This window comes from Desulfobulbus oligotrophicus (assembly GCF_016446285.1).
GTDB classification, from domain to species: domain Bacteria; phylum Desulfobacterota; class Desulfobulbia; order Desulfobulbales; family Desulfobulbaceae; genus Desulfobulbus; species Desulfobulbus oligotrophicus.
The window spans coordinates 2,105,404-2,125,413 of sequence record NZ_CP054140.1 but is presented as its reverse complement, the minus strand read 5'-3'; the positions used below and the strand labels follow the sequence as shown (position 1 = coordinate 2,125,413).

Sequence of the window (20,010 nt, the reverse complement as noted above, 5' to 3'; positions counted from 1 at the left end):
GAAATTCACGGGTCATAGGCCCGCACCGCCATCTCAATCCGGTTGAGAATCTCATCATCAACCCTGCCGGCCTGAATGCAACTGGCTGCTGTCCGACGGACGCTGACATTCATCGGGGCAATGTTGTGGGTGGTGCCGACAATGAGATTGGCCCTGGTTATACAGCCGTTTTCGTCTGTGGTATAGTCATGAATCAAGGTGCCGCGGGGTGCCTCGACATGGCCGACTCCCCGGCCGGCTTGGGGAGTAACGGGGGCGCGCACCACCGGATCAACAATACGCTCATCCCCCAGCAGCTCAAGAACACGCTCGCAGGCGTAAACAAGTTCGATTAACCGGGCCCAGTGATACAGTAAACTGTGCTGCGCCGGACGACCGAAACGACTGCGGAACTCCTCAAGTTCGACCTGTGCCCGTGGTGTGGCGATCTGATCACAGACATTGATCCTGGCCAGGGTATTGACCCGGTACACGCCTTTGGGAGAGGCGGGGTCTAAGGAAAGTCCCTCACCCCACGACCCGGCATACACCACCTTGGCAGTGGACCAGGTAACAACCTCCTCAGCAAGCACCTGTTCATACGCCGGAGCTGCAAACTCCTCCACGCGTCCATCCGGATGCATCAACCGTAGTGTTCCATCGTATAAACGAAGATGACCATACTGATCAACGGTTCCAAGAAACCCGGTGGTAATGGCTCCTACCGGGGCAAAGACCTCGAGAAATTGAGGAAACACCTCTTTTTTCGCAAATTCCAAGGCAAAACAAGCAAAATCAAGCAGCTGTTGCCCGTCAAGGTACAACGATTCCCGCTCGCTCTTCCCCAGAGGCCTGGCAAAGCCGCCGGCGACCGCGGCAACCGGATGGATGGCCTTACCGGCCAGCCGTTCCAGCATCACCTGCCCCAGCTGCCGCATACGGACAACCCGGGCTGCCAACTCGGGCTGCTGCTGTACCAGCCCCATGATGTTTCGCACCGAATAATCAGCATCCCGTTCGATCAGGAAATCCGGTGCGCCTAAAAAGAAAAAATGGAGGATTTTATCGTGGATATGGGCAAGTACCTGACACAGCTCACGTAAAAGATGACCGGCCGGCGGCAGCGACGCTCCAAAACAGGCATCAACAGCCTTGGCCGCTGCCAGATGATGCATCCACGGGCAGATACCGCAGATCCGGGTAACAATCCGCGGAATCTCCTCAGCAGGCAGCCCCACAACAAACTGCTCAAACCCGCGCAGGGAACTGATCCCGACCCGGGCATCACATACCTCGCCTGCAGCATCGAGCTGAATGTCAATACGGGCATTGCCTTCAATGCGCGTCACAGGATGGATAGTGATTACCTGTGTCATGACGATTTTTTATTTCCTTTTTCAGACATAAGAACAACTCCCTCTGTTTTCCTGACCGATCGAAGCAGACCATGGGCACCGCTGAAGCGCAGCAATGACTGACGATCAACAATCGAACGATGATCAACACCATGACTGGCAAGGACATTGAGCATATCAAGCAGCTGGTTGCCTTCAGATCGAACCGGACCATAACACCCCCGACAGGGGACCCGGGCCTGCACACAGAGAGGCGTGGCCGGGCCGCCGCATCCTCCGACAGTCACCGGCCCCATGCACAGGAGGCCCTGTTCAAGCAGACATCGCATCCGCTCAACCGGCTCTTCAGAATTGTACTCCGCATTGTTTAAAAACCGGCGTACAGTCCGGTGCATCTCGCCGGTACGAATGGTCGGACAGGTTTCACAAACGGATTTACCGGGCAGTCGCGGCTGCTCGCCGGTCACCAGCGTTTCAATCACTGCAGCGATCGTCTCAGGATGAGGCGGACAACCGGGTAAACAAAAGTCGACCCGTACCTTTTCATCAACACTGTACACCCGATCCAGAAGAGCGGGTACCTCTGCCGGCAGTGTTGGTTGACCCGGTGTACCGGGAAAAACCGTTTCCAGGGTAGCCTCCGCTGACCAACGGTTACGTAAAGCCGGAATGCCCCCGTGAGTGGCGCAGGTGCCAAAACTGACCAGCGTCCTGCATCGGCGACGCAGGGCATAAAGAAGGGTGAGGTGTTCGTCACTGGAAACACTTCCGGACACAAAACCGACATCAGCTTCAGGAAGATCAAACTCCCCTTCTCCTCCACACTTACGATCCATCAGGAGAGGAAAATAGACGATCTCCACCTTGTTTAAAAGATCAGGCAACCGCTCACCGCTGTTAAGAAGGGAGATCTCACACCCTGAGCAGGCCTGTAACCAAACAAAACTGAGCCGTGGTCGTCTCCTGCCTTTCACTCGTCTGCCTCAACTGCAGCAAAATCAGTCTGATCCAACGCCTCAAGCCGTTTATGCATATCGCAAAAAGCCTGCACCAATCGCTCCGACTCGGATGAGGAAACATGAACAATCTGCAACCGGTCACTTTCCCACCCCAGATCCTCCAGGGTCTCAACAAGGATTTCCGCCCGGGCCAGGGCTATCTCATTGCCTCTGATGTAGTGGCATTCACCGAGGTGACAGCCGGCAATTATTACCCCGTCAGCGCCTTTCTGCAAAGCGTGCAACACCATATCCGGATGAACCATGCCGGAACACATCACCCGGATAATACGGATCGATCCCGGGTACTGGAGCCGGGAAACACCTGCCAGATCAGCGGCAGCATAAGAGCACCAGTTACAGCAAAAGGCAATGATGAGCGGATCTTTCTTCATGTCTTCACCTCTGCCACCTCATGCTCCTCTGCCAGGGCAGCATCAATCTGCGCCTCAATTTGCGCATGGGTGAAACCGGCAATACCAATACCCCGTTTAGGACAGGTCCCCTGACAGATACCGCAGCCTTTACAATGGACCTGGTCAACAGTCACTACTGGACGTATTGTACCATCACTCTTTTTTAAATCGATGAACTTTATGGCTCCGAAAGGACAGACATCCACACAGATGCCGCAGTCGTCGCATCGTTCCGGATCTATCAGGGCAACGGTGGGTTCCAGGGAGATCTCTTGACGTGCCAGTAAGCGCCCTGCCTTGGCTGCAGCAGCCAGAGCCTGGGATATGGACTCTTCCAGCGGTTTGGGATAGTGGGCAAGACCTGCGACAAAAACACCATCAACATTAAATTCAACAGGCCGTAACTTGGCATGCGCCTCCTGATAAAACCCGTCGTAGTTCAGTGGCAGCTTAAACAGTTTGGCCACATTATCGGCATCCGGATCAGCAAGGATGGCCGCAGCCAGGATAACAACGTCGGCCAAAATCTCCAGTGGCCGATGCAGGACATGATCCCACACTTCGACCAGCACGCCGCTGTCTGTCTTACTGACTCTGGGCGGTCCGTGCAGTTCGTAGTTGATGAAGACAATACCAAGTTCCCTGGCCTGGATGTAAATTCGTTCTCGCTGTCCATACGTGCGGATATCACGGTACAGAATATAGATCCGGCGTGACGGCACTTCTTTTTTCAGCTTGATGGCACTCTGGATTGAATGGGTACAGCAGGATTTGGAACAATAGGGCCGCTCAGTATTGCGCGAACCCACGCACTGAATAAAGACAAAGGTCTTCCCGTTGGCCACCCTGGTCTCATTATGCATGTGCAACTTGTCAAACTCTATCGAGGCAACCACCTTGGGTATTTTCCCGTATTCAAACTCTTCAGGGATATATCGTTTGGCACCGGTGGTGATGATGATGGCACCGTGCCTGATGACACGTTTTCGCTTGGTGCCGGTACGTACAGTGGTGGCAAAGCTGCCCACATAACCACTCACCGAGCTGACAGTGCTGGTATAGGCCACCTCTATCAGTGGGTGTTGCTGCACAGCCTCCTTTAACTTTTTAAGATACTGCGGCACATTTTCACCGTTCCAGGTTTGGAAAAGGTGCAGAGCATTACCACCCAGTTGAGTCGTCTTTTCAACAATATGAACATGAAATCCCTGCTCCGCCAGATTGAGCGCCGCCGTCATCCCGGCCACCCCGCCGCCAATGATCAGCACTGCAGGAGCCACAGGCAGCCGCAGCGGCTTGCGGGCCACATGGCCGCTCACCTTGGCCACTGCCATGCGGATCAGGCCCTTTGCCTTGTTTGTGGCGGCTTCCGGTTCCTGGCTGTGCACCCATGCATTCTGATTGCGGATGTTGGCCATTTCAATCAGATACTCATTGATACCCGCCGACTTGATGGTTTTGCGAAACAAAGACTCATGAGTCCGTGGTGTGCAGGCCGCAACCACAATCCGGTTCAGTCTTTTCTCTTTAATCTGCTGAATAATCAGATCCTGGGTGTCCTGGGAACAGGTAAAAAGATTCCGGGCAACATGAACCACATTGGGCAGGGTTGCCGCGAAATCGGCCACTTTTTCGACAGCAACCACACCGGCGATATTTGTGCCGCAATGACAGACAAAGACCCCGATCCGTGGTTCTTCACCACTGACATCCTGTTCCTGTAACGGTGGTAAACTGCTGGTTTGACTATGACGAACTGACGTTAACAGCGCCGCAACACTTGCCGCCGCCGCTGATCCACCGATAACCGACTGCGGGATATCACGCGGGCCGTTGAAAGCACCACAGGTAAAAATACCTTTTTGTGACGTGTGCACCGGCATAAAGGCGGAAATAGAGGCAAACCGATCCGGCGTCATATGGATGCCGATCTTTTCAGCGAGCCGGACCATGGTATCAGGAGTTTCCAGACCAACTGACAGCACCACCAGGTCGAACAGTTCTTCAACCTGCTTGCCCATGGGGTTGATATAGTGCAGCCGCAGATCGCCTTTATCCCCCTGCGGCTCCACCCCATGAATGCGTGAACGGATAAAACGAACGCCATACTCACTGCGGGCCCGTTCATAATATCGATCAAACTCTTTGCCCGGTGTGCGCATGTCTGTATAGAAGATGGCCACTTCCAGTTCCGGATTTCCCTCTTTAACGGTCATTGCCCCCTTGATGGCATACATACAACAGACCGTGGAACAGTACTCGTTGGTGCAACGATTTTTATCACGACTGCCGATACACTGCAGAAAGGCGATCCGCCTGACCGGCATGTGGTCGGATGGACGGGTGAGCACACCGTCGGTGGGACCGCTGGGCGAGAGGTACCGTTCGAACTGCAAAGAGGTGATAACATTGGGATAGACCCCATATCCCCACACCTTGGCACCAGTGGGATCATAGGTCTGAAAACCAAGAGCCATGACCACGGCACCGACTTGCAGTTGGTGTTCTCGTTGCCGATCGTTGAAATGAATGGCGCCGGGTGGACATATTTCGGCACATATCCCGCATCTCCCCTTCCCCTGCAGACGAATGCAGGCGTCCGGGTCGATCTGGTATTTAAGAGGAACTGCCTGCAGATACTTGATATAGATTGCTTTGCGTTTGGCAATGAAGAAATTGAACGAATCGTCAACACTTTGTGGACAGTGGGCACTGCACTGTCCACAGGCGATACATTTTTTCAGATCGACATAACGGGGATGTTCACAAATGCGTACCGTAAAATCACCTGCCTTGCCGCGAACATCAGTAACCGTTGAAAGGGTCATTATCTGAATATTAGGATGACGACCACATTCAACCAGTTTCGGGGCAATAATACACATGGAACAGTCATTGGTGGGAAACACCTTGTTGTACTGAGGCATGGCACCGCCTATGGCCCCGGTTTTCTCGACCAGATACACAAAGAAACCGGAGTCAGCCAGATCAAGCGCTGCCTGCATTCCAGAGATCCCGCCCCCCACCACCACCACTGATCCGGTCATGACCTGTGCAGACATTTCATCCATTCTCAGAATCGGGTGAAGGCAAAACCAAAGAGTTGGCAATCAACTCCCACAGGTACTGCACTTCGACCCTCAGATTGAATTCACGGTTAAGAGCACTTTGAATCTGGTCCCGGCAATTCAGGCAGGCGGTCACCACCAGTTTTGCACCGGATTCACTGATCTGGCGCGCCTTCAGTCGACCGTGATACACACGTTCCGCCCTGAACGGATCGGCCCAGGCGCCGCCACCGGCCCCGCAGCAGTAGTTGTCTTCCCGGTTTGGAGTCATCTCAACATAGCGTTTGCAGCAGGCCTGGGTCAGAATACGGGCTTCTGCAAAATAATCCTGCCCGAACGTCTTTTTGGAATGGCGGCCATAATTACATGAATCGTGAAATGTTGTCTGTTTCGTGTGTAACTTCGGATTAAGCTGGATACGCTGTTCGTTGAGGTATTCAAGGAGTAAATCAAACAGCGTATACATCTTGAACTGCTGCAGTGCTTCAGGAAACCATCGTTCAAGGGCATAGCGGGTGGCATAGTAGGCATGGCCGCATTCGGGTAACAGCAGGGCCTTACAGTTGAGTCGCTCTACATTGTCGATGATGCGCTTGACAATGGTTCGCATGGCCTTGTAGTCACTTGCATGGATTCCCCAGTTAGCACCCTCCCAGTACTCCGAGGAGATCGTCCACGACTCACCGGCTGCATGCAGGATCTTCCACCACCAGCTCAGTGTGTCAGGTTCAACAAAGGGGATTCTGGAGTTGATGGTGACCAGAAGACGCGCTCCACGCACGTCGATCGGCGTCACAAAACCAGGACAGGAGGTTTGTGCCAGCTCTTTGCCAAGGCCTTTTAACAAGATCAGAAAGTCCTCTTTGGGAATTCCGAGATTGTTCCCCTTTTCCAGACAGGTGATCACCCCCTTCTGCACTGCGGCCGGCACCTTGTCCCGGTCCCGTTGGGCCCGGATACGACGCATCAGCTGCACGATCTCAATATTCATGGGACAGACGACTTCACACTTACCGCATAGCGAGCATTTCCACGGCCAGTCGCTTTCAATCAGTTCGGCTTCCAGGCCGAGAAAAGCCATACGCACAATCTTACGGGGATCCAGGTCATCGATCCCGGAAATCGGACAGGCTCCGGCACAGGAGCCACAGGTGACACACAGGTCGGCAAGGGCGGGCGAGGAATACAAGGAGTTGCCGGCTTTTCCTTCAAGTCGTACCGGAGGGTGGGTTGAGGTACTGGATCGGGGGATCGCAGGATACGGATCGGTCTGTATGGTCGGATCAGCATCCGGCACAATCCGTGGTTGCCTGCCGTACTTGTCACACAACCGTTTATAGTCAACCCATTGGATGAGGTAGCGGCGTCCCGGCCCTGGCTGTGCAGGCAGCACCCCGGTATTGATCCAGTTGCGGATAGTGTTGCGATGAACGCCAAACTCTTCGGCCAAGTCATTAACTTTGGCTTCGTAGATCATGACAGAACCGCCTCCGGGGCAACAAAGGGAGCTATAAGTCTGCAGATCTGCTGACAGGCCGGTTCCACAGCAGCCGCTATCACCGGCGACAGCTCAAGCCCGAAACCATCCATGGGAACCGGTGGTCGGGCCAACAGCACAGCAACAGGTACACCGGTTACTTCCTGCAGCTCCCGCAACAGGTTGACGGTGGGGAACTGATGCAGCGAAAAATCGTGAATCTTGCGGGCGGGCAGATCAACCGGAGAACAGACCCGTACTTCACCAGGCGGCCCATCCCCTTCCACATCAACATCAATCACGATCAGAAAAGCCGGTCTAAGCTCCGGCAGCATAAGGTAATCAAGCAGATATTCCCGAATGCCGGTACCCACATCCACCGTCGACACCGATGCAGGCAGGTTAAAATCGAGTAAACGAGTGATAACAGCCGGACCAAAGCCGTCATCTCCGAGTAAGACGTTGCCGCAACCAAAAATAACCACAGCAGGTGTGAAAGAAAGCGTGTTTGTTTTGTGCGAGATGTGCATAATAGTACTTATATGCCACTGTTTTCGCATGCGTTGCAAGCTTAAAGTACAAGGCAGCATCCGAACATGTGCGAACAAGAAACGGATTAATCTCCTTTTATAAAACACAAGAACAAAACAATAAAATTTGGTAGATGTAAGCCATACTTATTCTCATCGTCCACAAACGATACAGGTATCAATCGCTTCGGCTCTCGAACCCATCGTCAGCCACGCACAGCAACAGGGCGCATGCTATGAATATCAGAGAACAGCTGGCCATCCCCCGGCAAAAACCACGGGAACTCGATCCGGAAGAACGTTTAAATAACTTTGACGAGGTATCAAAAGGATTTGACGAGGCAACCGCCATTCTGGAGGCGCAACGATGTTTGCAGTGCCGTAAACCACTCTGCGTGCTTGGCTGTCCGATAGGAAACGATATTCCGCGATTCATCGATCTGCTCCGTCAACGAAAATTTGAAGAAGCCTATTGGACCATCCGGGAAACCAGCTCCATGCCGTCAATCTGTGGACGGGTCTGCCCCCACGAATTTCAATGTGAAGGAGCCTGCATCCGCGCCAAAAAAGACGAGCCGGTTGCCATCGGTCTGCTCGAACGCTTCCTGGCCGACTGGATGATCATCAATGGCAAGAATCTTACACCGCGCTGCGCTCCAGGCAATGGCATCAAAGTGGCAGTCATCGGCTCTGGTCCAGCCGGCATCACCGTTGCCTATTCACTCTCGCAAAAAGGCTACAGTTGCACTGTTTACGAATCTCTGCCGGTCTTTGGCGGCATGCTCAGCGTGGGCATTCCTAACTATCGTTTGCCACGCAATATTATTGGCGCAGAACTCTATGCCCTCCAGCAGTGTGGTGTGAACGTTAAGACCGGCATCACGGTTGGCCGTGATATCACCCTCTCTGAACTGCGCGAGCAGGGGTATGCATCAATCTTTCTGGGCATTGGAGCTTATGAAAGTCGTCGCCTCGGGCTGGAAGGCGAACTCGATACGCAGGGGGTCATGTCCGGGATTGACTATCTCGGCCAGATACTCACCGGCCGGGAAATTGCCCTGGGTGACAAGGTTGTGGTGATCGGGGGCGGTAATGTTGCCATTGATGTGGCACGGGTTGCTTTGCGATCAGGCTGGAAGGAGGTGACCATTGTCTACCGTCGCAGCCGTGAGGAGATGCCGGCTTCACTTGTTGAAATCAAACATGTTGAGGAAGAAGGCGTTACCCTGCTTTTCCACGCAGCGCCAACACGCATCATCAGCAGGAACAATCAACTGACAGCTGTTGAGTTCATCCGCATGCAACCGGGCGATCCTGACCAGACAGGCAGGCATCAACCGGTGCCGGCTCCAGGGACGGAATTTATCCTGGATGCAGAGGTTTTAATTGCTGCAGTCGGCCAAAAAGTTATCCCCGTGCACGATGGGACAGTGCCTGTGAAAACGAATCTTCGAGGAACGTATGTGGTCGACCCGGTGACCCTGCAGACCAATGTTGAATGGATCTTTGCCGGTGGTGACACCGTACTTGGCCCGCAGACAGTTGCCAAAGCGGTGTGTCAAGGACTGGATGCTGCAGAATCCATGCACAGGTACATGCAGGGAAGATTCTAAGCATCTCTCAACACATGCAGCAAGAAGAAGCTCGTGAATTTTTCTAAAACAGTTTTTTGCAGGAACAATCACAGGCAGCCGGAAATGCCGTCAATTACCTTTTAGATACTGTGCAGCACACAACAGGTGTACAACCGGCTGCGGTGTAACTTGATGTCAGCGATATATTAAAATGAGCATGCTAAGTGACGTACCCTCAACTGCATGTACAGCTCACTTACTGTAGGTGTCAAAAATCTCTTTGAACGAAAACCGCGGCAACAGCAGATCTTCGATAACATTCCCCCCGGCAGGAGGACTAACTGTACGCTTCACTATAGACTCGGGCGGCAGGATATCTTTCGTCGAGAAGATGGGTCATATCGTGGATCATCGGATGCGATCCACAGAGATAGAAAGTATAGTTTCCATGAGGCAGGTGGTCACTGACATACGTCGATACCCGTCCATGAAATATACTGCCTGCCCGCCTTGCAGTATCCTCGCCACTCAAACATCCCACCCAGGTCAGTGCCGCCCCCTCTAACAGAGGACGATAGAACAGGCCTGAATGATCCCTTGCTCCCTGAAGCAAAATAAAGCCATGCACCCCGCTTGCCGCCATGGCGACAAACGGGGCCACACCCACACCGGTGGCAATGAAAACACTGGTTTTATCAGTGGGCTGGAAGGTTAGATAGCCGGTTGGTTTACCTAGGCGCAGCAAACCGTGCATCATGATCTCAGCAAGCCGTGCACTTAAGCCGGCGCCAGGCACACGTTTGATGAGAAAGCGGAGAAACGGCTCGTGCGTTGCTGACACAATTGTATACTCTCGTTCAAGATCATCACACGAAAGACGAACATGTTGTCCGGCCGCAAAGGCGAAACCCTCCGGTCGGGTGCAGGTAAGCTCAAAGGTTTCCGAATTCAACCACGTTCGCTCCAGCACCCGCACCGAATATTCCATTTTCCCACCTATCCACCTGGATTCGATTTTTTGGTTGTTTACACTTTGACCACAGGGCCATAGAGGTTCGTCTGTAAGGCAAAAAAAAACACCGGACAAAATCTCTGTCCGGTGTTTGTAGTGGTTAACGCTGTTGCAACTTTACTTTTCAACAACCTTTCTTTTCAGGAATAACCCTTCTGTATCGCACTGGTTATGCAACAACTCCAGGTCTTCCTTTGTCGGCAGAGCCATCTCCTTGACATCAGGAGCAATTATCAATTCAAAGTCAACCAGTTCCTGAATAGCTTCAGGACTCTTGCCCGGTAAATACTCAAGCAACATCATCTTTCTGGTTGCCTTATCAAAGCCGAACAGAGCCTGGTTGGTGATGACGCGATAGGGGCCCGAACCTAAAACACCTGCCTTTTCCCGATAGTCCGGAGAGCCGTCGCCAAAACCGATACTGGTGATGAAATCGACTTTTTTGACAAAACGTCGTTTTTCCAGTGCCATAATAGCAATAGTCTTCTCACAGTTGGCAGCCATAGCACCTGCGCCACCAGAGCCGGGAAAACGAACTCTTGGTTTCAGGTAATCGCCACCTTCATAGGTGGAACAGACGTTACCGAACTGATCGATTTGGGCACCACCAATAAAAGCGTAGTCGGAATATCCTCTCTGGGTTAACTCAAAGGCGGCACAAAGCCCCTTGGCAAAGCAAGCCTTACGGAAAGCGCGGGTATCACCGACCGACATGGGCATCCCTTGCTCAAGGATAGAAGCAAAAGCACCTGCTTCAAAGATCATGTTAAGATTCGGCGCATGGGTTAACTGCGCGTGCATTGCTGCTATGATGGGCAGACCGGTGCCTACAAACACCACAGTGTTGTCTTCCAATACCCGTGAACCTGTGTAGGCGATCATTTCAAAAGGGGATACTTCTACTGGAGCCGTCATATTATTGTAAACCTCCTGTTTGCTTGTCTCGAGCCTGTGTGGTTCTGGCTTAATGTACCGAAGATCTTACGAAATACATTCGGTTTTCTGTATCAGGTAAGGATTATCGGCTGCTGACCATCCATCTTCCGCAGCTGGACCAGCTTCTTATGCGGTACTATCTTGGCGAGAAAATCATCCCAGGTATCGCAGGCGAAGAAGTAGTCTTCATAGTATTTTTTCAGTTTGTCGGCATTACCGGTTTTCCGGAATTCGTCACCCAGGCCACGGAAATAATGGAAGTGCTCCATATCAAACCAGTACATACCATAAACAGCGCCCGGCCAGCTGCCGAATTGCTGCTCACAGACTGCATCGACGACCGGGTACGGAATTTCCGTGAGGTTCGGATACTGACGAATGGACTCGTTGGGAATGACAACTTCTGTACTCATGATGGTGTGGCTGGCTGCCTGGGCAATTTCCGGACAAGTACACAGCGCACCAAAGATCCGCCCATTGCCATACATATCACTGGCTGTGGCATGAACGATCCCCACATCCGGGTTACAGGCAGGAACGAGATAGGTGTTGTCGCCACTGAAGGGGCACTTCATCATGGCACCACGGTTAACAAGCTCCATGTCGGAACCGCCGTGATCACGGGTAGGAATAAAGGGGATCCCCATGGAGCCCGCTTTAAAACGAACGGACATTCCATAGTTTGTGTAGTCATCCAGCTCGATCATGCCGTTGGAGGCCAGATAACGTAAAATTGGAGCAATACCGATAATCTCGTATCCCCACCAGGAGAGTTCAACTCGTTTAAGAGAGACCATGTCCGGGAAGGCAATCATAGCGCCGGCAATCCATTCAATGCATATTGAGTTGGATTGGAAGGACAGGGTGAGATCCTTGACGCCTTTTTTAACAATATTCCAGGTAATGGCAGTTGGAACGCGGGTGTTGACGAATCCACCAACACCTAAGTTGATTCCATCTTTAACGTATTTGTCTACAGCCTCCTTGATGGTTGTGCGCTTATCGATGAGGCCTTTTTTCTTGGCCACAGCAGCAGCACGCGCCTGTTTCGGTGTCGAACCCCAGTATTCGAAATTCTTTTTCCGCGCTGCCTGTTTGTCCAGCACGTCTTTCGAAACCTGAGTAGTCTCGACAATTCTTGAATTGATGCCTGTCTCCATCAGTTACCTCCTCTACGTTGTTAGTACACAATGGTCCACCCTGACCTGTGACAACTTCGCTGACCAGCGAAGTTTTCGATCTTCCGTGCACTGATGGCATCCGGAAAATTCCAACTCGTATGGACGTTAGCAGGCTGTTGAAAAACTCATAAACAACGGGACATGTAAAACAATACCGTGTATTATCCAACCAATTGGAATAACTGACAAACAGGTGGAAATATGCGCGGTCCTGACATTCAGCAACAAAAATTGTTCAGCTATCTCTCCCCCGAATCCCGGGTTCCCCAAACGCATCCCCTGCGCCCTATCCGAATCATGGCTGATAAAGCGCTGAAGGAACTCTCTCCCGTGTTTCGGGAACTCTACTCACGAACAGGACGACCATCGATTCCGCCCGAGCAACTGCTTCGCTCCCTGCTGCTGCAAATCCTTTATTCGATCCGGAGCGAGCGGATGTTGGTGGAACAGCTTGATTACAATCTTCTTTTTCGCTGGTTTGTCGGCCTGTCCATGGATGAAGCAATTTGGGATCACTCCGTCTATTCCAAAAACAGGGAGCGCATTCTGCACAGTGATCTTGCGGTGATGTTCTTGCGATCCATCTGTTCCCAAGCCGAGGCAGCCGGACTCTTGTCTGACGACCATTTCACCGTTGACGGCACACTGATCGAAACGTGGGCATCGCTGAAGAGCTTTCGGCCCAAAGATGAGGAGCCTCCGGTCTCTACCGGCGGCAACCGCAATCCGGCAGTGGATTTCCACGGGAAAAAGCGTCGCAATGACACGCACGCATCGGTCACCGATCCAGAATCCCGGCTGTTCAGAAAAGGAAAAGGCAAGGAGGCCAGGCTCTGCTTCATGGGGCATGTGCTGATGGAAAATCGGAACGGTTTGGTCGTCGATACCCGCCTGACCCAGGCAACCGGGACGGCGGAGCGCGAGGCCGCCCTTTCCATGGCTTCGGATATTCCGGGCACACATCGAGTCACCATCGGCGCGGACAAAGGGTATGACTGCAAGGAGTTCGTCGATGACCTGCGCAGCCTGACCGTTACTCCACATGTAGCACAGAAAGTCAAAGGCTCCGCCATCGATGGCCGGACCACCCGTCATGCAGGTTATGCCGTGAGTCGGAAGAAACGCAAACGGGTGGAAGAGATATTTGGCTGGATGAAGACCGTCGCCTGGTTGCGCAAAGCCAGGTACAAGGGTGAGGAAAAGATTGACTGGCTCTTCACGCTCTCAGCGGCAGCCTACAACATGGTCCGAATGCGTAATCTGGGGGTAGTTGCCTCCGGGTAGGAGGGGAAATCCTCATCAGAGCGGCTTGAAGCGCCTCAGAAAACAAAAAATGGCAACACACCATGACGAAAAACGGTCAAGTGCTCACTGTCAAAGAGCTATCGAAGGGCAAACAAACAACTCTTGTCTCATGTTTTCCTGTTTTTCAACAGCCTGTTAGTCTTTGATGATTACTGAAAACTTTATTCATTGTCAAGTTATTTTGATAAGCAACAACGGCTGTTAAAGTTACCAAAACATTGAACAATTATCTCCACTCATACTGCTGATTTTTAAAGACTTTCCACCTGTAAACACCGAAAAGCCAATACCTGGGCACTGTTGGCGGCAGACCAAAACCGCCCGGTACGGCCAAAAAAGAAGTTTTCAATCCTGTACTGAACAGGTAATTTACAGATCATCCAGTGCAAAATGGTCAGCCTACGGCTTCACTGACCATACCCTCACCCCAGTGCACCTTCCCTCCGAAAGTAAACATCAGGAGATTTGATGACATGAAGGACGAGCATGACAAAACCGGCCACATTTTTCTCAGCCGGCCGGGATTAGAGTTGAAGTGCCATCGCTGCAAGGCCTCTCTGCCGTTACTTCACCCCCATATTATGGTGGAACGATACGACCGGGATGACAATATCATCTGCGAAACCTGCTATGAACACTACCGACTCAAGGAGAGCGAAAAGCTGTTTTCTCAAAATGACAAAAACACCTGACAACCTGATCAAATGCTCCTGCACGGTTGCGGGTAATCGATCATAAGGAAAAACCGCATATCAGTCACAGTAAACCCTGACATTGATACACCAACAACCAGGGCACCGAGCCCGATCCGGGCCGATATTTTTTCAGTCAATCAAACGGGTCGGTCCACCTACTTTTTCCAAACCTTTTCCGCTGTACCGGCCTGCTTGTTGAGATAACGGGCCAACACAAAGAGATAATCAGAAAGTCGATTCACATAGACGAGGATATGCAACAGCTCAGCAGTATCTCCATTGATGTTTTCGATGAGTTCCGTCAGTCGGCGTTCACAGCGGCGACATACTGTCCGTGCCATATGCGAGAGAGCTGCAACCGGTTGGCCGCCCGGCAGGATGAACTCTCTTAAGACTGGAAGGGTTTCAGACAGCGCATCAATGCGAGCTTCCAGCTCTTTGACAACAGTTTCCGGCAACGGCGTCAAATAAGAAACAGATGGAGAGTCATGGGCTGTTGCCAGCCAGGCTCCGGCTACGAACAGTTTAGCCTGAATGGTATCAAAATCCTGATGCAGTGTCTGCTCCCCTTCCGGAAGTGAAGAGGCTACAACTCCCAAGAGTGAGTTGAGTTCATCAAGATCGCCGTACGCTTCAATACGAAGATGGTGTTTGGGTACCCGTTCACCGGAAAAAAGACTCGTTTTGCCCTTGTCGCCACCGCCTGTGTATACCTTCATATGGTAACTCCTGTTTTGCACACTGTATGTCTGACCGGTTATTACTCGCAAAATGCTATGGAAAAGGCTGAAATTGGCGCTTGCCCGGCACCATGGAACGACTCCACGATGAATGCGCTTTTTGCATAAATCCCTGTTCAAATCCGGCTTTGTGTTGTACACAAAAAACTGTAAATCCACAAGATAATGATGGACACCTCCTGGTAGTACCTCCGGGAAATCACAAACAAAAAAGTTACGTTTTTGAAAAATAACACTCAAATCCGGTCAAACAAAATAAATGATCGCTGCTGCCTGTCAATTTGTTGCATATTCTTTACCTGTCGTACTTTTTCCAGGAAACATCCTGTCTGCATGTGTTCACAACATACTTTTACTATTGACAAAAGTATGATACTTAAATAGTAAAAGTCTATTTGTATCTGTTGGGTTAAGTTTGTCATACCTTCACAAAAGTCTCCTTACTGACAAACTGCCCAGCCGCATAACTTAACTCGAAACATCGGTACACTGGACAGCAAAAGAACGAGGTCGCATAAAAGATAGAGGGTTCCCTGGACAGGCAACAGAGAGAAGTGTTGTTTTACGGCGATACAAACTGAATTTCCCGACAATCTTGCGGGAAAATCTCCTAAGGATATCGGTTTCACCCATGACAAGAACTTCGATTCAAACAACGATCAAAAATTTGTCGCCACCAAGACAAAAATCGGCCGGTAAAAAAACGGATATCCACTCTGTTTTTTCCGGTCTTTTTTTATGATTTTTTTTACCAAACAGATCCTAAACACTGCAGCAGACTGATCATTCAAAGAGTACTTGTCCGGAGCATGTTATAATGACAAGGATTGAAACAAAACTATACGTTCAATCGTGGTGCTGATCTTTATCAACCATCTGTTCAAACATTAAACACAAGGAGTTGACAGTATGAAGATTCTAAAAATTGACCATCTCGGCATCGCAGTCAAAAGTTTGGAAGAAGGCAGTAAATTCTGGTCTGACGTTCTTGGCTTGAAACTGCATGGGACGGAAACCGTTGAGGAGCAAAAAGTGACCACTGCCTTTTTCCCTGTTGGTGAGAGTGAGGTGGAGCTGCTGGTTTCCACCTCCCCCGATGGTCCTGTCGCTAAATTCATTGAGAAAAACGGAGGCAGGGGCGGATTTCAGCATGTTGCTTTTCAAGTGGAGAATATCGAAGAAGCTCTTGCTGAATTAAAAGAAAAAGGCGTTGCCCTCATTGACGAGACCCCGCGTATTGGTGCAGGCAACTGTAAAATCGCCTTTATCCACCCCAAGGCGACCGGTGGGGTCCTTGTAGAACTGTCACAGCGCATGTAACCGTTTGAGCGTCACTCGGATTTTCGCGGCAACGGAAGTCTGAATGACGCTGTACTCTTTAATCGCTTACACAACATTTGATACGTGCAAGTGTCTGTAGGCGGTGCGGTTTATTTTTTTATCAACTTGGGATGTCCCTAAATTTTACAACAAGGAGTAGACAACATGGCAACATCATATGATCAATGGATTGAACTGGCCACCAAGCAGATGAAGGGCAAAGGCCCGGAATCCTTGAACTGGAAATCCCCGGAAGGAATCACTATCAAGCCCATGTACCATGCAGAGGACACAAAGGATCTTGAATCCTTCAGCATGTTCCCGGGCATGGCTCCTTATACCCGGGGACCGATGGCCACCATGTATGCCGGTCGTCCATGGACCATTCGTCAGTATGCAGGTTTTTCCACAGCCAAAGCTTCAAATGAATTCTACCGTAAAAACCTGGCTGCCGGACAAAAAGGCCTCTCCGTTGCCTTCAGCCTCTCCACCCATCGCGGTTATGACTCCGACAACCCCCGTGTTTCCGGTGACATCGGTAAAGCAGGTGTTGCCATCGATTCCATTGAGGATATGAAGATCCTTTTTGATGGAATCCCGCTGGATCAGATGTCCGTTTCCATGACCATGAACGGTGCTGTTATTCCGATTCTGGCCATGTGGATTGGGGCGGCAGAAGAACAGGGCGTGAAACAGGAAGAGCTCAACGGTACCATTCAAAACGACATCCTCAAAGAGTATCTCACCCGGAACACCTACATCTATCCGCCGGAGCCCTCCATGCGGATCGTTTCCGACATCATGGCATACAGTTCCAAGAATATGCCGAGATACAACACCATTTCCATCAGTGGTTATCACATAATGGAAGCCGGTGCAGACTCTGTTCTGCAGTGCGCCTTTACTTTAGCCGACGGTGTTGAGTATGTACGTGCCGCCTTGGCGTCCGGCATGGATGTCGATACCTTTGCCCCGCGCCTGTCCTTCTTCTTCGGCGTTGGCATGAACTTCTTCATGGAAATTGCCATGCTGCGTGCAGCCCGATTCCTCTGGTACAAGCTGATGCAGCAGTTCAACCCGAAAAAACCACAATCCTCCATGCTGCGGACTCACGTACAGACCTCCGGCTGGTCTCTTACCGAGCAGGATCCGTACAACAACATCATTCGCACCACCATCGAGGCCATGTCTGCTGCCCTTGGCGGCACTCAATCCCTGCACACCAACTCCTTTGATGAAGCTGTTTGTCTGCCCACCGAATTTTCGGCGCGTATTGCCCGTAACACGCAGATCATTATCCAGGAAGAGTCACAGATCTGCCGTGTAGCCGATCCGCTGGGCGGTTCCTACTATGTTGAATGGCTGACCAACCAGATCGTTGAAGGCGCTGAAAAAATCATCAACGAGATCGAAGAGATGGGCGGTATGGCAAAGGCTATTGCCACCGGAATGCCGAAAATGCGCATTGAGGAATCCGCTGCCCGGCGCCAGGCTCGTATCGACCAGGGTAAAGACGTAATCGTTGGTGTCAACAAGTATCGCCTCAAAGATGAGAAGCTCGATTTCGAAATTCTCGAGGTACCGGATTCTGTTCGACTTGAGCAGATCGATCGCATCAATCATATCAAAAAGACCCGTGACAATGCCAAGACACAAGCCTGTCTTGAAGCTGTCACCAAAGCTGCCGCCGGTAAAGACAACCTTCTCGAAGCAGCCATCGCTGCTGCTAAAGCCAGAGCAACTGTTGGAGAAATTTCTGACGCTATGGAAAAAGTATTCGGTCGTTTCGTCGCCACAACTCAGTGTGTATCCGGCGCTTACTCTTCTGAGTATAGCGAGGCCGGCAGTGATTCTGCCCAAGTAATCGATACAATGCGCAAGCGCACTGACGATTTCATGGCAAAAACCGGTCGCCGCCCACGTATTCTCGTTACTAAAATGGGACAGGACGGACATGACCGCGGTATCAAAGTTGTTGCTTCGTCGTACGCTGATCTCGGTTTTGACGTTGATATCAGCCCGATGTTCCAGACTCCGGAAGAGGCTGCTAAAATGGCCATTGAAAACGATGTCCATATTGTCGGAGCCTCTTCACTGGCCGCCGGTCACAAGACTTTGGTTCCTGAACTCATTGGAGAGCTTAAAAAGAATGGCGCTGAAGAGATCATGGTGGTTGCCGGTGGTGTCATCCCGCCAAGCGATTACCAGTTCCTCTATGATGCCGGCTGCAAGGGCATCTACGGCCCAGGCACTCCAATTACCGAATCCGCTGGTAAAGTCATGGATATGCTTGAGGAAAAATACTGTAAGTAGTAACAGCTCCGCATATTGGTACAACTGCAAACGGACGGGCGAAAATCCGTCCGTTTGTATGTTCCCCCAAAAAACCTCTACCAATGGTTAGATATGCATAAAGATCCCAGTTACTACATCCAAGGTGTCCTCGACAACAACCGCCTCATGCTGGCTCGAACCATTACCCTCATTGAAAGTATTTTGCCCCTGCATCAGGACATTGCCAAAAATGTCATCAATGAACTGCTGCCCTATACAGGCAAAGCAGTTCGTCTTGGCATCACCGGTGTCCCCGGGGCTGGTAAAAGTACTTTTATTGAAAGTTTTGGCACCCTGTTGACCACTCTGGGACACCGAGTTGCGGTTCTGGCCATTGATCCAAGCAGCACGCGTAGCGGTGGTTCCATTCTCGGTGACAAGACGCGAATGGAAAAACTTGCAGTCAATGACATGGCGTTTATTCGTCCGTCTCCTTCCGGAGGCAGCCTCGGCGGTGTTGCCAGGAAAACCAGAGAGTCCATGCTCATCTGCGAGGCTGCGGGTTTTGACGTCATAATCGTCGAAACCGTTGGCGTTGGCCAATCTGAAACCACGGTTGCCTCAATGGTCGATTTTTTTCTTGTTTTACAAATCGCCGGAGCCGGTGATGAGTTGCAGGGAATAAAAAAAGGCGTTCTGGAAGTGGCAGATGCCATTGTGGTCAATAAGGCTGACGGCGACAATATCATGCGCGCTAAGCTGGCCAAACGGCAATATGAAACTGCGTTACACCTTGTTAAGCCATCATCACCGAACTGGTCTCCACCAGTTATGACATGCAGTGCTCTTGAGGAAACCGGGCTCACAGAAGTCTGGAATACCATCATCAGCCATAAAAAAATCATGACCGCCTCCGGTGAACTGGATAAAAAAAGACAGGAGCAGGCCATGTCATGGATGTGGTTTCTTGTTAATGAGGGCCTGGAACTCTGGTTTTACCAGCATTCTGAAATTCAGAAACTGTTACCTGACATCAAACGCCGCGTTGAAGAAGGCAGTATGGCTCCGACCCGAGCTGCTGATGATCTGGTGGCCATATTGGGCAAGGATCTTCTCTTGTAACCTTGTCGGCTGGGGTACAACTAAAACA

16 protein-coding genes are annotated in these 20,010 nt (G+C 51.3%); 6 read left to right on the top strand and 10 right to left on the bottom strand.

Features of this window, described 5'->3' with window-relative positions; genetic code table 11:
* Positions 1 to 5: 5 nt before the first annotated feature.
* From HP555_RS09610 to HP555_RS09585, 6 genes are read right to left on the bottom strand one after another with little or no spacing between them, the layout of a single operon-like run.
* A complete protein-coding gene (locus HP555_RS09610; protein ID WP_199261924.1) occupies positions 6 to 1,355 on the bottom strand; it encodes a Ni/Fe hydrogenase subunit alpha in 1,350 nt (449 codons plus the stop codon).
* On the bottom strand, positions 1,352 to 2,308 hold the full coding sequence (locus HP555_RS09605) for an NADH-quinone oxidoreductase subunit B family protein (RefSeq protein ID WP_199261922.1): 957 nt from the start codon (positions 2,306 to 2,308) through the stop codon (positions 1,352 to 1,354). Before HP555_RS09605 ends, HP555_RS09610 begins: the two co-directional genes overlap by 4 nt.
* Complete coding sequence (locus HP555_RS09600) at positions 2,305 to 2,727, bottom strand: hydrogenase iron-sulfur subunit (RefSeq protein WP_199261920.1); 423 nt, start codon at positions 2,725 to 2,727, stop codon at positions 2,305 to 2,307. Before HP555_RS09600 ends, HP555_RS09605 begins: the two co-directional genes overlap by 4 nt.
* Positions 2,724 to 5,810, bottom strand: coding sequence for an FAD-dependent oxidoreductase (locus tag HP555_RS09595; RefSeq protein WP_233249132.1), 3,087 nt, complete (start codon positions 5,808 to 5,810; stop codon positions 2,724 to 2,726). Before HP555_RS09595 ends, HP555_RS09600 begins: the two co-directional genes overlap by 4 nt.
* Position 5,811: 1 nt before the next feature.
* A complete protein-coding gene (locus HP555_RS09590; protein WP_332908658.1) occupies positions 5,812 to 7,290 on the bottom strand; it encodes a 4Fe-4S dicluster domain-containing protein in 1,479 nt (492 codons plus the stop codon).
* On the bottom strand, positions 7,290 to 7,823 hold the full coding sequence (locus HP555_RS09585; protein WP_199261915.1) for a hydrogenase maturation protease: 534 nt from the start codon (positions 7,821 to 7,823) through the stop codon (positions 7,290 to 7,292). The genes HP555_RS09590 and HP555_RS09585 overlap by 1 nt, the downstream gene beginning before the upstream one ends.
* A 236-nt stretch (positions 7,824 to 8,059) precedes the next feature.
* On the opposite strand from HP555_RS09585, the gene HP555_RS09580 reads away from it, so the two are divergent.
* Entirely contained in the window at positions 8,060 to 9,436 is a 1,377-nt protein-coding gene (locus HP555_RS09580; RefSeq protein ID WP_199261913.1) for an NAD(P)-dependent oxidoreductase, read from the top strand.
* A gap of 298 nt (positions 9,437 to 9,734) precedes the next feature.
* On the opposite strand, the gene HP555_RS09575 is transcribed toward HP555_RS09580, so the two are convergent.
* The 3 genes from HP555_RS09575 to HP555_RS09565 form a co-directional block, all read right to left on the bottom strand.
* Positions 9,735 to 10,385 carry a ferredoxin--NADP reductase gene (locus tag HP555_RS09575; RefSeq protein WP_199261911.1) on the bottom strand — a complete coding sequence of 217 codons (651 nt, stop codon included), beginning with the start codon at positions 10,383 to 10,385 and terminating at the stop codon, positions 9,735 to 9,737.
* Positions 10,386 to 10,526: 141 nt separating this feature from the next.
* Positions 10,527 to 11,324, bottom strand: coding sequence for a CoA-transferase subunit beta (locus HP555_RS09570; RefSeq protein ID WP_199261910.1), 798 nt, complete (start codon positions 11,322 to 11,324; stop codon positions 10,527 to 10,529).
* A 92-nt stretch (positions 11,325 to 11,416) separates the two neighbouring features.
* Positions 11,417 to 12,505: a CoA transferase subunit A gene (locus tag HP555_RS09565; RefSeq protein ID WP_199261909.1), complete on the bottom strand. Its 1,089-nt coding sequence runs from the start codon at positions 12,503 to 12,505 to the stop codon at positions 11,417 to 11,419.
* 222 nt (positions 12,506 to 12,727) lie between these two features.
* On the opposite strand from HP555_RS09565, the gene HP555_RS09560 reads away from it, so the two are divergent.
* Entirely contained in the window at positions 12,728 to 13,810 is a 1,083-nt protein-coding gene (locus HP555_RS09560) for an IS5 family transposase (protein WP_199261908.1), read from the top strand.
* Between the two features lie 494 nt (positions 13,811 to 14,304).
* On the top strand, positions 14,305 to 14,523 hold the full coding sequence (locus HP555_RS09555) for a hypothetical protein (protein WP_199261907.1): 219 nt from the start codon (positions 14,305 to 14,307) through the stop codon (positions 14,521 to 14,523).
* A 158-nt stretch (positions 14,524 to 14,681) separates the two neighbouring features.
* Here HP555_RS09555 and HP555_RS09550 read toward each other — a convergent pair whose 3' ends face one another.
* On the bottom strand, positions 14,682 to 15,245 hold the full coding sequence (locus tag HP555_RS09550; protein WP_199261905.1) for a cob(I)yrinic acid a,c-diamide adenosyltransferase: 564 nt from the start codon (positions 15,243 to 15,245) through the stop codon (positions 14,682 to 14,684).
* Positions 15,246 to 16,175: 930 nt separating this feature from the next.
* On the opposite strand from HP555_RS09550, the gene mce reads away from it, so the two are divergent.
* From mce to meaB, 3 genes are all read left to right on the top strand, one after another.
* Positions 16,176 to 16,586: a methylmalonyl-CoA epimerase gene (gene mce, locus HP555_RS09545; protein ID WP_199261903.1), complete on the top strand. Its 411-nt coding sequence runs from the start codon at positions 16,176 to 16,178 to the stop codon at positions 16,584 to 16,586.
* A 165-nt stretch (positions 16,587 to 16,751) separates the two neighbouring features.
* Complete coding sequence (scpA, locus tag HP555_RS09540) at positions 16,752 to 18,899, top strand: methylmalonyl-CoA mutase (protein WP_199261901.1); 2,148 nt, start codon at positions 16,752 to 16,754, stop codon at positions 18,897 to 18,899.
* A 93-nt stretch (positions 18,900 to 18,992) separates the two neighbouring features.
* Positions 18,993 to 19,982, top strand: coding sequence for a methylmalonyl Co-A mutase-associated GTPase MeaB (meaB, locus tag HP555_RS09535; protein ID WP_199261899.1), 990 nt, complete (start codon positions 18,993 to 18,995; stop codon positions 19,980 to 19,982).
* Positions 19,983 to 20,010 lie beyond the last annotated feature (28 nt).